Raw genomic sequence first — 13,848 nt, 5'->3', positions numbered from 1 at the left:
CCCCGGCCCACGCCAGCGGCGTGGGCGCTCAACCGCACACGCGCCAGTGGCGCGTATGCCGTGCGGTTTCGCCCCGAAGGGAGAGGGGCTTTAAGTGCGCTTCGCGGCTTCACGCGCGGCGCTTGTTCTTGGCTTCATCCGAGCGCAGTTGCTGGATGCGCTCGAAATACCCCGGTTCGATGCCGGTGACGTATTCGCCGTTGAAGCAGGACGAATCGAATGCCTTCAGCTCCTGATTGCCTTCACGCACCGCCGCTTCCAGGTCTTCCAGATCCTGATAGACCAGCCAGTCGCAGCCCAGGTGCTTCTCGATGTCCTCGACGCTGCGGTCGTGCGCCACCAGTTCCTCGGCGGCCGGCATGTCGATGCCGTAGATGTTCGGGTGGCGCACCGGCGGCGCGGCGCTGGCCAGGTAGACCTTGCGCGCACCGGCGTCGCGCGCCATCTGCACGATCTGCTGGCTGGTGGTGCCGCGCACGATCGAGTCGTCCACCAGCAGCACCACGCGGTTGCGGAACTCCAGATGGATCGGGTTGAGCTTGCGGCGCACCGATTTCACCCGCTCGCCCTGCCCCGGCATGATGAAGGTGCGGCCGACGTAGCGGTTCTTGACGAAGCCCTCGCGGTACTTCACGCCGAGCACGTTGGAAATCTCCAGCGCCGCGTCGCGCGAGGTGTCGGGGATCGGGATGATGGTGTCGATGTCGTGGTCCGGGCGCAGGCGCAGGATCTTCTCGCCCAGCTTCTGGCCCATGCGCATGCGCGCCTTGTGCACCGAGACGTTGTCGATCATCGAGTCCGGGCGCGCGAAGTACACGTACTCGAAGATGCACGGGGTCTGCCGCGTGTTGGGCGCGCAGACCTCGGCGAACAGTTCGCCGCGCTCGGTGATGACCAGCGCCTCGCCCGGCAGCACGTCGCGCACGCGCTCGAAGCCGAGCACGTCCAGCGCCACCGACTCGGAGGCGACGATGTATTCCTCGCCCTCGGCGTGGCTGCGCCTGCCCAGCACCAGCGGGCGGATGCCGTGCGGGTCGCGGAACGCCACCAGCCCCAGCCCCAGCACCACGCTGACCACGGCGTAGCCGCCCTTGCAGCGGCGGTGCACGCCGGCCACGGCGCGGATCGCCGCCTCCGGGGTCAGCATGCGCTGGGCGTCCAGCTCGTAGGCGAACACGTTCAGCAGCACTTCGCTGTCCGAGTCGGTGTTGATGTTGCGGCGGTCGGCCTCGAACACCTGCTGGCGCAGCGCCTCGGTGTTGATCAGGTTGCCGTTGTGTGCCAACGCGATGCCGTAGGGCGAGTTGACGTAGAACGGCTGCGCCTCGTCGGTGCCTTCCGAGCCGGCGGTGGGGTAGCGCACGTGGGCGATGCCGATGCGGCCCTGCAGCAGCGCCATGCGGCGCTCGTCGAACACGTCGCGGACCAGCCCGTTGGCCTTCTCCACGCGCAGGCGGGTGCCGTTGGCGGTGGCGATGCCGGCGGCATCCTGGCCGCGGTGCTGGAGGACGGTCAGGCCGTCATAGAGCTGCCCGGCGACGTTCTGGTTGCCGACGATTCCGACGATGCCACACATGTTGCGCGATCTCCGCTGGGCGCTGGGGCCCGGTTAACGTGAAGGTGGCCGTGCCTGGCCCTGTGCCTCGACCCGCGCCGGGTCGGGTTGACCCGGGCGCACCTGCGCGGGGTCGATATTGGAGGGCAACGCCCTCGCAGGGTCCTGCCGGTGGGCGGCGTCGGTGGCGTCCTGCGCGGGTTTCCCCAGCGCCCGGCTCACCATGTCCGGCAGCCCACTACCCTTCATCATGTCGTTGAGCGCGGCATTATCGCCTGTCACCGGCAGGTTCCCCAAGTCCGTCGGCGCCAATGCGTCCAGGTCCACGCCGGGCATGGACAGGTCCGGCAGCTGCGCGCGCATCCATTCGGCGCCTGGCAGCAGTACCGGCAGCACCTTCGACTGGCCCCACTCGGCCTCGCGCGGCAGCGGCGTGAAGCCCATCAGCAGCACCAGCACGCAGGCGAACAGCCCGCCGCGCAGCACGCCCAGGCCGAAGCCCAGCGCACGGTCGGTACCGTTGAGCCGGGTGGCATCGACCGCACTGCGCAGCAGCATGCCGGTCACCGCCACCAGCACCAGCACGCCGACGAAGACCAGCGCGTAGCCGCCCAGGTAGTGGGTCAGCGACGGCGCCGCGCCCTCGGCGAGCCAGCGCGCGGCATGGCCCCCGAACTGGAACGCGGCCCAGCCCGACAGCAGCCACGACAGCGTGCCCACGACGATGCCGACGAAGCCCTTCATCAGGCCCAGCAGGGCCGACAGCCCGATCACGGCCAGCAGCACCATGTCGATCATGCGTCGCCTCCGTGGCGGTGGAGCGGCGTTGCTGCCTGCATCAGGGGTGCGGGCTGACGATGCCGGGGATGCCGACCTTCGCCGCCACCTGCGCCTTGAGCTGCTCGGCTTCGGCGCGGTTGGCCACCGGCCCGACGCGGACACGGTGCAGCAGCACGCCGTCGCTCTTGCGCACCTGGTCGGTGAAGGCACTGAAGCCCGCCGCGCGCACCTTGTCGCGCAACGCATTGGCGCCCGCGGGCTGGGTGAACGCACCCAGCTGCACCGCGAAGCCGACGCCGCTGGCAGCCGGCGCGGTGCTCACCGTGGTGGTGCTGCGCTCGGGCACCGCCGGCTTGGCGGCTTCCGGCGGCGGCGCGGCGGGCCTGGGTTCGGGCCGGGTTTCCGGCTTCGCGGCGGCCACCGGCTTTGCTGCTTCCGGCGGCAACGCCTCGGTCCGTACCGGCGACGCGGCCGGCGCGTCCTTGTCGGCGTCGAGCACCACCACCTGCGCATTCACGTCGCTGCGCACCTTGCCCGCTTCCAACCGCACCAGTTCGGCCTGCGCGCGGTCGGCGTAGGGGCCGATGCGCACCCGCCAGGCCCGGCTGCCGTTGATGGTGTCCGGCTGGCGGAAACCGGGAAGGCCGGCCGTCTTCAGGTGAGCGATCACCGCATCGGCATCGGCCTCGGTCGCATAGGCGCCAAAGTTGACCGCGTAATTGCCGGCGGCGACGGCCGGTGGCAGCGCGCGGCCGTCGTCCGTCGCCGGCGCGGCCGCATTGGACTCCGGTTGCGCCGCCGGCATGCCGGTGGCACTGCCGGATGCCGGTGCGTTGGGCGCCACCAGCGGCAGCTCGCGGGTCTCGAACTGGCCATCGGAAGGAGCGTCGGGGGCGCGCAGCGGCACGTCCTGCGCACTACCGCTGTCCGGCGCCGGGTCCTTGACCAGCATGGGCAGGAAGATCACGGCCAGCGCCACCAGCACGATGGCACCAATCAGTCGCTGTTTCAGGGGGGTATCCACGGAAGGCGGGTCCGGCGGCATGCGAGTGTGTTCCGATTATATGCGGGTGCCTGCGGGCACGACGGCCGATGGCTGAATGCCTTGGCGGGTGCCCTGCATGGAGCCCGCAGGTCGGGGTTGCGTTCCCGACGCGCCTCCACATCGACGAATCGAGCGTCGGGGGTGTAACCCCGACCTACGGTTCCCGCTGCTCCAGCCCGTAGGTCGGGGCTACGTCCCCGACGCGCTTTCACGGACGAATCAAACGCCGGGGGCGTGGCCCCGGCCTACCCGTGCAGCAGCGGCAACGCTTCGGCCACGGTGTGGAAGGAGCCGAACACCAGCACGCGGTCGCCGCGCCGGGCCTGTTCCAGCGCGCCGGCCAACGCCTGCCCGACATTGGCCGACAATGCCGCGCCGGCGGCGGCGGTCCCGGCCAGGCGCTCGCGCAACCGTTCGGCGCTCTGCCCGCGCGCGCCTTCCAGCCCGGCCAGGTGCCAGCGGTCGATGCGCCCCTGCAACGCGGCGACCACGCCGGGCGCGTCCTTGTCGGCCAGCGCCGCGTACACCGCCAGCGTGCGCCCGGCGGCGGGGCGGGCCTGCAATGCCGCCGCCAGCACGGCGGCGGCCTGCGGGTTGTGGCCGACATCGACCAGCACCTCCACGCCATCGCGTTCGAACCGCTGCAGGCGCCCGGCCACCCGTGCCTCGGCGATCCCCCTGGCCCATGCCGCTCGCGGCACCGCCCGGTCCAGCGCGCGCAGCGCGGCGATGGCGGTGGCGGCGTTGTCGCGCTGCACCGGCGCCCACAGCGCCGGCTGCGGCAACTCCAGCCGCAGCGACACGTCGCGCCAGCGCCAGCGCCCGGCATCGATCGGCTCGGCGAAGAAATCGCTGCCGAAGCGGATCGCGTTGGCGCCCAGCACGTAGGCACGGCGCAGCACGCTCGACGGCGGGTCGATCTCGCCGAGGATCACCGGCTTCCAGCCACGGATGATGCCGGCCTTCTCCATGCCGATGGTTTCGCGGTCGCCGCCCAGCCAGTCGGCATGGTCGATGTCCACGGTGGTGATGACCGACACGTCGGCATCGACGATGTTCACCGCGTCCAGCCGCCCGCCCAGGCCGACTTCCAGCACCGCCAGGTCCAGCCCGGCCTGCCCGAACACCCACAGCGCGCACAGCGTGCCGTATTCGAAATAGGTCAGCGCGGTGTCGCCGCGCGCGTCCTCCACCGCATTGAAGCCGGCCACCAGCGTGGCGTCGTCGGCATCGCCGCCATCGATGCGCACGCGCTCGTTGTAGGCCAGCAGGTGCGGCGAGGTGTAGGCGCCTACCTTCCAACCGGCGGCACGGGCGATGGCCTCGATGAAGGCCACGGTCGACCCCTTGCCGTTGGTGCCGCCGACCACGATGCAGTGCTTGCCCGGCCGCGCCAGCCGCATCCGCGCGGCCACCTCGCGCACGCGCTCCAGCCCCATCGCGATCGGCTGAGTGTGCTGCTGTTCGATATGGGCGAGCCACTGCGCGAGCGTGGCGGGACGTGCGGGGGACATGCGGGGTTCTCGACGGAAAAACCGGCGCCGTGCGCGCGGGACGCACATGATAGCGGCGCTGGCCTCGCCGCGTGAGCAATGATCGGACGCTACCGAGGCCGCAGATGCCGGGCCTTCCCGGCATGGGGCTTCACCGGGAAAACTCCATGCGGGGCAAGCCCCGCAGCTACGAGAAGCAGCCTTTCCACCGTAGGTGCCGGGCTTGCCCGGCACGGGCTTCACCGGGGCAATGGCCCGGTGGGCACAGGACGCTTACAACGCGCGGTGCTTGGCTTCTCCGAAGAACGGGGTGTGGTGGGCGCAGTCGTTCAGGCGCACCACTTCCAGATGCTCCAGATCCGGGCCTTCGAGCAGGTTGAGCGTGGTCGGGGCCTGGCGGAAGGTCCACAGCTTGCCGATCGGCAGGCCCAGCACCCGGCACAGGATCACTCGGTTGACCGCATCGTGCGCGACCACCAGCAGGGTGTCGTCCTCGCCCAGCCCTTCGGCGGCCTTGGCCAACCCGCGCCAGCTGCGGTCCAGCACCTGCCGCAGCGATTCGCCGCCGGGCATCAGCACGGTGTCCGGCTCCTCGCGCCAGGCACGCAGCCGTGCCGGGTCGGAGTCATTGATCTCGCTGGCAAGCAGGCCCTCCCACTCGCCGTGGGCGATTTCCTGCAAGTCCGGCTCGGTCAGCAACATGGCTTCGCGCGCCGCGCCCAGCGCGGCCCTGGCGGTGCTCTGCGCGCGCGACAGCGGCGAGGCCACGGCACGGGTGATCTGCACGTCCCGCAGGCGCTCGCCAAGCGCGGCGGCCTGGGCCTGGCCCACCGGCGAAAGGGGAATGTCGATCTGGCCCTGGTAGCGGCCTTCGGCGTTCCACGGCGTTTCGCCGTGACGGGCAAGCAGGATGCGCATGCAGTGGAGTGTCCGTGGAGGGGGCCCGCATCATAGCCTGCCCCCGTGGCGCGGCCGGGGTCGGTTACCCGCGTTACGAAATCGCGGGTGGTCGCTCTCGCAGCGAACCTGCAACCGCCAGCGCGTTTGCCGGCCAACGGCAGGCGTTACCATACCGGCCCTCCTTTGGCTGCCTGGTGTGAATCCGCATGAGGGCCAGCACCTCCCACGCCCCCGACGCGGCATGAGCAGCCTTTCGACGTCCCCGACGCCCCGTCCCAAGCCTTTGAACGAGCGCCTGCAGCCGTGGGTGGCGGCGCTGGCGAGCGCGCTGCTGCACCTGCTGGTGGTGCTGCTCCTGCTGCACGCCGATCCGCCACAAGTGAGCACGCCGCAGGGTTCGTCCAATGGCGGCCGGGTCAAGGTGGATTTCATCGGCGAGGCACCGCCCTCGCCGCAGGCCACGCCGGCCCCGCCCAGGCCGAAGCCGACGGACGCGCCCAAGCCGCGGCCCAAACCAACCGCACGCAGGAAGGTCGAGCAGCGCAAGCCGGTGGTCGAAGCCAGGTTCATCGAACCGTCGGCCGAGCCGGAGCCGGAGCCGGAACAGGCCGAGGCCGCGGACCCGCCCGCGCAGGTACCGGCGCAGGCCGCCTCCAGCCCGTCGGGCACCGCCCAGCGCCAGCCGCGGACCTGGACCGGGCGTCCGCCGGGCTGGCTGGAGAAGGAAACCGCTCCCGACGACGACGGCCGCTACCGCGGGCAGGTCAACCGCAACGGCAGCCGCAACGACATGGCGAGCGGCGAGCCCGCCATGCAGGTGGGCGGCTACCAGATCATCTACGACCTGCTGCGCGAGGCCCAGCTGCGCGACTGGATGGAGCAGGGCATGAAGGAACTGTCCATCCCGCTGCCCGGCACCAGCTACCTGATGGTCTGCCCGGCCGAGGTCGCGCTCAGGCGCGAGTCCAGCAAGTGCCGCCTGCTTCCTCCCGACTCGCCGGAGCTGCAGGCCATCGGCGATGCCCGCGAAGTGGTCACGGTGATGTCCGTGTACCGGCAGGGCGAACTGGTCTGGCGCGGGCCGGGGCCGTACCGGTAGGCGCTGCGAATGCCTGAACACCTGTAGGAGCGCACCTTGGTGCGCGATGAAGCTTTCCCGGTAGAGCCTCATCGCGCACCAAGGTGCGCTCCTACCAGTGGTGGGCCATGCAAAAAGCCCCGGGCGGTTTCCCGTCCGGGGCTTTCGATCCGATGCGGCCGCCGCTTACTTCGAGGCGGCTTCCATTTCCTTCAGCAGCTGCGGCGCCGGGGCCACTTCCTGCATGATCCAGCGCATGTAGCGCTGGTCCACCGAGATCATGCGGGTCATCACCGGGTCGAACACCCAGTTGCTGGCCACCGCCTCCCAGATGCCGTCGAACGCCAGGCCCACCAGCCGGCCATGCGCGTCCAGCACCGGCGAGCCGGAGTTGCCGCCGGTGATGTCCAGGTCGGACAGGAAGTTCACCGGCACGCTGCCGATGCGCTTGTCCTCCAGCCCGCCATAGCGCTTGGCCTTGACCGCGTCGAGCAGCGCCTTGGGCGAGTCGAACGGATCGGCGCCGGTTTCCTTGGCGGCCACGCCTTCAAGATCGGTGAACGGCTGCTGCACCTTGCCGTCCAGCCCGGTGTAGCCCTTCACGTTGCCGAAGGTGATGCGCAGCGACAGGTTGGCGTCCGGGTAGACGAACCCGCCCTTGCTCTGCTTGTAGTCGGCGATGGCCTGCAGGAACAGCGGCCGCGCCACCAGTTCCTCGCCCATGCGCACCTTGCGCTGGTGTTCCAGCTCCAGCAGCGCCGGCATCACCGCCACCGCGTATTGGATGGCCGGGTCGCTGCTGGCCTCGAACGCGGCCTTGTCGGCGTTGAACCACTTCAGGCGCTCGTCCAGCTCGCCCAGCTTCGAGCCATCAAGGCGCGCCAGCGCCGCATCCACCGCCGCCGCGTCGTGGCCGCCCAGCCACTGGTCCAGCGCAGGCAGGCCCTTGCCCGCCGGCAGCTGCAGGTACTGCTGCAGCCAATATTGCTGGAACTGGCGGTCCATCGACGCCACGTAGCGGCGGTCCATCTGCTTCAGGCCGCCCTCGATCGCCGGCAGGTCGCGTTCCTGGTAGCCCTCCTCGCGCTCGGCATCCGGCCTGGCCTTCTCGATCGCCAGCCGGTACAGGCGTACCGCGGTGCCCAGCGTGCCGGTGCGGTTGAACATGCCCAGCACGAAATCGCGCTCCTGGGTGGCGCGCGCCATCGTGCCCAGGTTCTGCAGGCGGTCGTAGGCGTGCAGCGCCGGCCGGCCGGCTTCGCCCTGCGCGCGCAGCCATTCCAGCACCGCGGCCTCTTCCTTCTGCTTGTGGGCAAGCACGCCGTTGCGCTTGAAGCCGTCCAACTGGCCGTCGAAGTTCTTGCTGGTGTTGTTCCAGCCGGCCATGTTGGCCGCGTACTTCACCGCGATGTCCTTGTCGTCCTTGCCGGCCGCTTCCACCAGCGCGATCTGCTCCTTGTAGGCCTTGGCGACGGCCGGGTACAGCCAGTTGGCGGTGTTCTCGAACTCGCTGACCAGCGCATAGCGGTCGGTGCGGCCCGGGTAGCCGGCCACCATCACGAAGTCGCCCTCGCCCAGCGGCTGGTCGGCCAGCTTCAGCCAGTGCTTCGGCTGGTACGGCACGTTGTCGGCCGAGAACGCGGCCGGCTTGCCGTCCTTGCCGACATAGGCACGGTAGAACGAGAAGTCGCCGGTGTGGCGCGGCCACATCCAGTTGTCGATGTCGCCGCCGAACTTGCCGACGCTGCCCGGCGGCGCATAGGCCAAGCGCACGTCCTTGATCTCCAGGTTCTTGAACAGGCGATAGGTGTTGCCGCCGGAGAAGCTGTACAGCCGGCAGCTGTAGGCCTCGTCGGCCTCGCAGTCGGCGACGGCCTTCTTCTCGAACGCCTCCAGCGCCTCGGTGCGCTTGAGCGGATCGGCGCCCGCCGCAGCGATGGCCGCACGCGCCTGCGCGGTGACGTCGGTGATGTCATCCAGCACATAGATGCGCGCGTTGGGGCCGGCGCTGAGTTCGTCCTTGAAGGTCGGCGCGTTGAAGCCGTCCTTGATCAGGTTCTTCTCGGCGGTGGAGTTGAGCTGGATGGCGCCGTAGGCGCAGTGGTGGTTGGTGACCACCAGGCCCTGCGGCGAGACGAAGCTGGCGGTGCAGCCGCCCAGCGCGACCACCGCGCCCATCGGGTCGCCGGTGAGGTCGGCCAGCTGCTGCGGATCCAGCTGCAGCCCGGCCTGCTTCAGCGGACCGGCGATCTCGGGCAGCTGCTGCGGCACCCACATACCTTCGGCGGCCTGCGCCAACTGGGCCAGGCCGAGCCCGGCAACGACGGAAAAAGCGAGAAGGTTCAGACGCATGCAGGTACCCCCAGGGAATGGAAGCCCGATTGTAGCGGTTGCAACCAACTTGTCCCGCCGGCCGCTTGCATCTGGGCAAACGGGCAAGCGGAAAGCCCGCCCAAGCGGGCAGCCTGCCCGGGACGACCCGGCCATCACGGCGCCAGCCGCGCGACCATTTCCCTGATGACGGTGTGCGTGATCGCGCGCAGGCAACGCATCTCGCCTTCCAGTTGCGGGCCGATGGGCAACCTCCTGCCCAGCTCGGCGTTCTCCGCCTCCACTTCGCCCAGCAACTGCCCGGCCACCTCGAAGATCGAGGCCTGCATCATGGCGAGCCTGTCCGCCGCCGTCCGCGGTTTCAGGCCCAGCGCCTGCCCGGCCTCGATCAGGAGATCACCGAAATCCTCACTATCGAAAGGATTTTCCCGCATATTGCCGGTACTGCAAAAAAATCCTCATGCGGCAAAGGATTTCAGGGGCCCATCAATCCCCGGTCATCGCGGCTCAACCCGCCACCACCCTGTCGCGCCCGCCCTGCTTGGCGCGGTACAGCGCCGCGTCGGCGGCGTCCATCAGGCATCGCCCGTCGGCTTCTTCCTGCGGTACGGCGGTGCATACCCCGATGCTGATGGTCACGCGGCGGGCCACCGGCGACTTTTCATGCGGCTCTTCCAGCGCATGCACGCTTTCGCGCAGGCGCTCGGCGATTCCCTGCGCCCCGGCGGCATCGATGCCGTTGACCAGCATGACGAACTCCTCGCCGCCATAGCGGGCGAAGACGTCGGCCGACGAGCGCTGCTGCGCCTTGAGCGCGGCGGCCACGCGCTTCAGCACGCGGTCGCCCGCCGTGTGCCCGTAGTGGTCGTTGTATTGCTTGAAATAGTCGATGTCGATCATGAACAGCGACAGCGCCTCGCCATTGCGCCGCGCCCGCTGCAGCACCAGCGCGAAGCTCTCGTCGAAGAAGCGGCGGTTGTACACGCCGGTCAGGCCGTCGGTCACCACCTGGCGCTTCAGCGCCTCGGAGTGCGACATCAGCATCTTCTCGCGCCGGATCGAATGGCTGGCGTCGCTGACCTGGATCAGGCAGGCGCGGCTGCCGTCGACCGCCGTGATCGGCGTCATCACCACCGACTGCACCATGCGCGCCGGCGCCCCGCCGTCGTTGCCGGCATTGGCGTGGTACAGCGGCAGCGGCGAGCGGTGCAGGGCGCTGGACAGCATCGCCGGCAGGCCGTAACTGATGGTGTTGGACAGCGCCCGCAGGAAGCCGGGGGCCAGCTGCTGCTGGAACAGCGTGACGAAATTGGCGTTGAGCGCGCGCCCGGCGTCGATCCCGCCATGCCGCTCCATCCAGCCGTTCCACAGCAGGATGTTGAAGTCCTTGTCCAGCACGACCAACCCCAGGTTGAGGTTGTCGAGCACGGCATCGGCGGTGATGCGGCCCGGAACGAAACTGCTCATGAAATGGCGTTCAGATAGCGTTGGATGTGCGCCACCAGCCGGTTGAGCGAGGTCGAGCTGAGCAGGAAGATCAGGTGGCCGGAGGCGTGGTGCTTCTCGATCAGCAGGTCGATGTGCAGGACCAGCACGTAGGTGTCGTCGTTCTCGCCGGAGGCCAGGCGCGCGGAGATTTCCTCCGGCGAGGACACCGCGTACTCGGGCAGCGAGCTGTTCAGGGTGATGCCCAGCATGTCGGCCATCGCCGACAGGCAGGCGTTGAGGATGATGTTGCCCAGCTCGCACATGGCCTCCTGCTCGAACTCGGCCAGGTCCTCCAGGCTGATCTGCGAACCCATCATGTCGCGCACGATTTCCAGCGCATGGGCCTCGGCGAACAGCAGCACCGCCTCGGCGTCGAACGGGCCGTCGAATATCTGGCTGACGGCGGCGAAGCGCGCATTGGCCAGCGGCAGCACCCGCTCGTCGATCTCGCGCGTGCGCAGCACCTCCAGCGACGGCACCGACAGGCGCACCTCGTCGCCCACGATCTCGGACAGGCTCAGCGCGGCGCGCCCGGCACCGACGTTGAAGATCTCGGTGAGCGCGTCGGTTTCGATGTCGGTCAGGACGCTCATGGCCTACCCCGCGAAATGCTGGAGGGCCTGCGCGATCGACTTCTCGGTCACCGGCTTGGCCACGAACACCGCGCCCAACTGCTGCGCGCGCGTCTGCACCGCTTCCTGGATGTTCGCCGAGAAGATGGCGATGCGCACCTGCGGGTGCGCCTGCAGGATCAGCGCCGCCGCATCGGTGCCGGGCATGCCGGGCATGTTGACGTCCACGGTGCAGTAGTCGGGCACCGCCCTGGCGACCAGCGCGACGGCCTCCTCGCCGGTGCCGGCCTCGACCACCTGCCACTGCGGGTGGACCTCCAGGATGTGCGCCTTGATCACCATGCGCGACACCTTGCTGTCGTCGACGACCAATACCGTCTTGCCCGAATCCGCCTGGATGGCCATGTGTGCTGTCTCCCCGCACCGTGATGTGCCGCACAATTTTACGCGCAATGCCCTTGCGCTGCGCACCGCCCGCCGCAACGGCCCGGCCACCGGACCGTTGCGGCTGAAAGCATATAATCGGCGCTCTTTCCCACCGTGGTTTTCCGGCAATGACACAGAACACGATGCGCGCGCTGGTGAAGCGCGAGGCGGCCAAGGGCATCTGGATGGAAGAGGTGCCGGTGCCGGTGCCCGGCCCCAACGAGGTGCTGGTCAAGCTGGAGAAGACCGCCATCTGCGGCACCGACCTGCACATCTACCTGTGGGACGAGTGGAGCCAGCGCACGATCAAGCCGGGCCTGACCATCGGCCATGAGTTCGTCGGCCGTATCGCCCAGCTCGGCTCGGCCGTCACCGGCTACGAGGTCGGCCAGCGCGTCTCGGCCGAGGGCCACATCGTCTGCGGCCATTGCCGCAACTGCCGCGGCGGCCGCCCGCACCTGTGCCCGAACACGGTGGGCATCGGCGTCAACGTCAACGGCGCGTTCGCCGAGTACATGGTGATGCCGGCGTCCAACCTGTGGCCGATCCCCGACCAGATCCCGAGCGAGCTGGCCGCGTTCTTCGACCCCTACGGCAACGCCGCGCACTGCGCGCTGGAGTTCGACGTGATCGGCGAGGACGTGCTGATCACCGGCGCCGGCCCGATCGGCATCATTGCCGCGGGCATCTGCAAGCACATCGGTGCGCGCAACGTGGTGGTCACCGACGTCAACGACTTCCGCCTGAAGCTCGCCGCCGACATGGGCGCGACCCGCGTGGTCAACGTCGCCAACCAGTCGCTGAAGGACGTGATGGCCGACCTGCACATGGAAGGCTTCGACGTGGGCCTGGAGATGAGCGGCAACCCGCGCGCGTTCAACGACATGCTCGACTGCATGTACCACGGCGGCAAGATCGCGATGCTCGGCATCATGCCCAAGGGCGCCGGCTGCGACTGGGACAAGATCATCTTCAAGGGCCTGACCGTGCAGGGCATCTACGGCCGCAAGATGTACGAGACCTGGTACAAGATGACGCAGCTCGTCCTGGGCGGCTTCCCGCTGGGCAAGGTGCTGACCCACCAGCTGCCGGTGGATCGCTTCCAGGAGGGCTTCGACCTGATGGAACAGGGCAAGGCCGGCAAGGTGGTGTTGAGCTGGAATTGAGCTCCGCGGAATCGCGCCAAGGCGCGTTCCCGCACATGAAAAAGGCGCCTTGCGGCGCCTTTTTCATTGCAACGGCGTTGCCCGCGCTCAGCGCGCGATCTTCACCGCCAGCACCACGCGGTTGTCGGCCAGCTTGCCGAAGTTGTCGCGGCCGTTGCCGTCGGCGCCGTAGTAGCCCAGCGACACGTTGGCGATGCCGAAGCCGCGGCTCACGCCCACGCCCCAGTCGGTGTAATCCTCGGCGACGCCATTCTCGAAGGTACTGCGGCCGACGTTGGCGCTCAGGCTGAATTCGTTGGGCAGGCCCCACTCGCCACCGATGCCGTAGTACCAGCCATCGGTGCCGCTGTTCCACACGTCGTTGCTGTAGCTGACGTTGACCTTCCAGGTGTCGGCGATGGTGGTGGTGGTGACCAGCTCGTTGTAGGCCAGCTCGCTCGCGCCGGGGTAGGTATAGCGGTTGAGCAGCACGTCGAAGTTGACCTGCTCGCTGACGTCGAAGCCGTAGCCGACGAAGAAGTCCACTTCCACGTCGGGGTCGCCGGGGCCGAAATCCACGCCCGAGCCCCAGGTGCCGACGTACAGGCCGACCGGCGAGGTCCAGGTCAGGCCCGCCTGCACGGTGGGCTTCTCGTCGGTCTGCGAGGCCGCGCGGAACAGGTAGTCCGATACCGCGCCGACTTCCCAGCTGATGGGCGATTCGGCCGCATCGTCGGCGGAAGCCATGAACGGGACGGAAAGCAGGGCGGCGCAGGCAACGGCGGCAAGGCGTTTGCTGTGGGTCATTGCGGTTCTCCTGTGGGGGGACCCGTGCGGCGAGGGCGCGGGTTCACGAATTCTTAACCACAATGACCAGGCAGCGCCAGAGGAAATTCGGCTCTTCGCCCGATTGCGGGGAAGCGCAATCCCGCAAGTCCGCAGAATGCCCTGCCCCCGCAGGTACCGGGCTTGCCCGGCATGGGGTTTCGTCGGCAAGGCCCCATGCCGGGCGAGCCCCGCATCCACGGGGGCTGT

Annotated in this window: 13 protein-coding genes; 2 read left to right on the top strand and 11 right to left on the bottom strand. The window is 69.0% G+C overall.

The window, feature by feature from the left end; genetic code table 11:
• Positions 1 to 109: 109 nt before the first annotated feature.
• From purF to ABB34_RS01495, 5 genes are all read right to left on the bottom strand, one after another.
• Positions 110 to 1,576 carry an amidophosphoribosyltransferase gene (gene purF, locus ABB34_RS01515; protein ID WP_057639467.1) on the bottom strand — a complete coding sequence of 489 codons (1,467 nt, stop codon included), beginning with the start codon at positions 1,574 to 1,576 and terminating at the stop codon, positions 110 to 112.
• Between the two features lie 33 nt (positions 1,577 to 1,609).
• The gene (locus ABB34_RS01510) at positions 1,610 to 2,353 is read right to left on the bottom strand and encodes a CvpA family protein (RefSeq protein WP_057639466.1); all 744 of its coding nucleotides are present in this window, start codon (positions 2,351 to 2,353) and stop codon (positions 1,610 to 1,612) included.
• A 40-nt stretch (positions 2,354 to 2,393) separates the two neighbouring features.
• Complete coding sequence (locus tag ABB34_RS01505; protein ID WP_057639472.1) at positions 2,394 to 3,359, bottom strand: SPOR domain-containing protein; 966 nt, start codon at positions 3,357 to 3,359, stop codon at positions 2,394 to 2,396.
• Positions 3,360 to 3,625: 266 nt separating this feature from the next.
• Positions 3,626 to 4,894 (bottom strand): bifunctional tetrahydrofolate synthase/dihydrofolate synthase, encoded by a 1,269-nt coding sequence (gene folC, locus ABB34_RS01500; protein ID WP_057639465.1) that lies wholly within the window; start codon positions 4,892 to 4,894, stop codon positions 3,626 to 3,628.
• A gap of 252 nt (positions 4,895 to 5,146) precedes the next feature.
• Positions 5,147 to 5,791 carry a histidine phosphatase family protein gene (locus ABB34_RS01495; protein WP_057639464.1) on the bottom strand — a complete coding sequence of 215 codons (645 nt, stop codon included), beginning with the start codon at positions 5,789 to 5,791 and terminating at the stop codon, positions 5,147 to 5,149.
• Between the two features lie 265 nt (positions 5,792 to 6,056).
• Between ABB34_RS01495 and ABB34_RS01490 the strand changes: the two genes are divergently transcribed.
• The gene (locus ABB34_RS01490) at positions 6,057 to 6,872 is read left to right on the top strand and encodes a hypothetical protein (protein ID WP_083490017.1); all 816 of its coding nucleotides are present in this window, start codon (positions 6,057 to 6,059) and stop codon (positions 6,870 to 6,872) included.
• A 165-nt stretch (positions 6,873 to 7,037) separates the two neighbouring features.
• Here ABB34_RS01490 and ABB34_RS01485 read toward each other — a convergent pair whose 3' ends face one another.
• The 5 genes from ABB34_RS01485 to ABB34_RS01465 all read right to left on the bottom strand — a co-directional run bounded on the left by ABB34_RS01485 (position 7,038) and on the right by ABB34_RS01465 (position 11,647).
• Positions 7,038 to 9,203 (bottom strand): S46 family peptidase, encoded by a 2,166-nt coding sequence (locus ABB34_RS01485; protein WP_057639462.1) that lies wholly within the window; start codon positions 9,201 to 9,203, stop codon positions 7,038 to 7,040.
• A gap of 134 nt (positions 9,204 to 9,337) precedes the next feature.
• Positions 9,338 to 9,616, bottom strand: coding sequence for a hypothetical protein (locus tag ABB34_RS01480; RefSeq protein ID WP_057639461.1), 279 nt, complete (start codon positions 9,614 to 9,616; stop codon positions 9,338 to 9,340).
• Positions 9,617 to 9,689: 73 nt separating this feature from the next.
• Entirely contained in the window at positions 9,690 to 10,649 is a 960-nt protein-coding gene (locus ABB34_RS01475; RefSeq protein ID WP_057639460.1) for a sensor domain-containing diguanylate cyclase, read from the bottom strand.
• The gene (locus ABB34_RS01470; RefSeq protein ID WP_057639459.1) at positions 10,646 to 11,263 is read right to left on the bottom strand and encodes a chemotaxis protein CheC; all 618 of its coding nucleotides are present in this window, start codon (positions 11,261 to 11,263) and stop codon (positions 10,646 to 10,648) included. Before ABB34_RS01470 ends, ABB34_RS01475 begins: the two co-directional genes overlap by 4 nt.
• 3 nt (positions 11,264 to 11,266) lie before the next feature.
• Positions 11,267 to 11,647 (bottom strand): response regulator, encoded by a 381-nt coding sequence (locus ABB34_RS01465; RefSeq protein WP_057639458.1) that lies wholly within the window; start codon positions 11,645 to 11,647, stop codon positions 11,267 to 11,269.
• Between the two features lie 164 nt (positions 11,648 to 11,811).
• Here ABB34_RS01465 and tdh point away from each other — a divergent pair, with 164 nt between their 5' ends.
• Positions 11,812 to 12,834, top strand: a complete 1,023-nt coding sequence (gene tdh, locus ABB34_RS01460) for an L-threonine 3-dehydrogenase (protein ID WP_152979469.1) — start codon at positions 11,812 to 11,814, stop codon at positions 12,832 to 12,834.
• A gap of 87 nt (positions 12,835 to 12,921) precedes the next feature.
• Here the strand turns inward: tdh and ABB34_RS01455 are convergent, their stop codons facing one another.
• On the bottom strand, positions 12,922 to 13,620 hold the full coding sequence (locus ABB34_RS01455) for a TorF family putative porin (RefSeq protein WP_057639456.1): 699 nt from the start codon (positions 13,618 to 13,620) through the stop codon (positions 12,922 to 12,924).
• Between the last annotated feature and the right edge of the window lie 228 nt (positions 13,621 to 13,848).

This window comes from Stenotrophomonas daejeonensis (genome assembly GCF_001431505.1).
GTDB lineage: Bacteria > Pseudomonadota > Gammaproteobacteria > Xanthomonadales > Xanthomonadaceae > Stenotrophomonas > Stenotrophomonas daejeonensis.
The sequence above is the reverse complement of the archived record's forward strand: the minus strand, read 5'-3'. Positions and strand labels throughout refer to the sequence as shown.